Raw genomic sequence first — 587 nt, forward strand, 5'->3', positions numbered from 1 at the left:
TGGTTAAGCTACTAAGAGCACACGGAGGATGCCTAGGCGCTAGGAGCCGAAGAAGGACGTGGCGAACAACGAAACTGCCTCGGGGAGCTGTAAGCAAGCTTTGATCCGGGGGTGTCCGAATGGGGAAACCCGGCTGGAGTAATACCCAGTCACTCACTGCTGAATACATAGGCAGTGAAGAGGCAGACCAGGGGAACTGAAACATCTAAGTACCCTGAGGAAGAGAAAACAAAAGTGATTCCGTCAGTAGCGGCGAGCGAACGCGGAGAAGCCTAAACCAAGGAGCTTGCTCCTTGGGGTTGTGGGACGTCTCACACGGAGTTACAAAGGAGCATGTTAGACGAAGAGGTCTGGAAAGGCCCGCCAAAGAAGGTAAAAGCCCTGTAATCGAAAGTGTGCTCTCTCCGAGACGGATCCCGAGTAGTGCGGGGCACGTGAAACCCCGTATGAATCCGCCAGGACCATCTGGTAAGGCTAAATACTTCCTAGCGACCGATAGTGAAACAGTACCGTGAGGGAAAGGTGAAAAGCACCCCGGAAGGGGAGTGAAATAGATCCTGAAACCGTGTGCTTACAAGAAGTCAGAG

Annotated in this window: 1 rRNA gene; it reads left to right on the plus strand. The window is 53.0% G+C overall.

The features are described from left to right. Position 1 precedes the first annotated feature (1 nt). Positions 2-587, plus strand: a 23S ribosomal RNA gene (locus tag AC1VOR_RS22965); the annotation flags it as partial.

The sequence above is a fragment of the Paenibacillus sp. 1SOY10 genome, assembly GCF_056836745.1.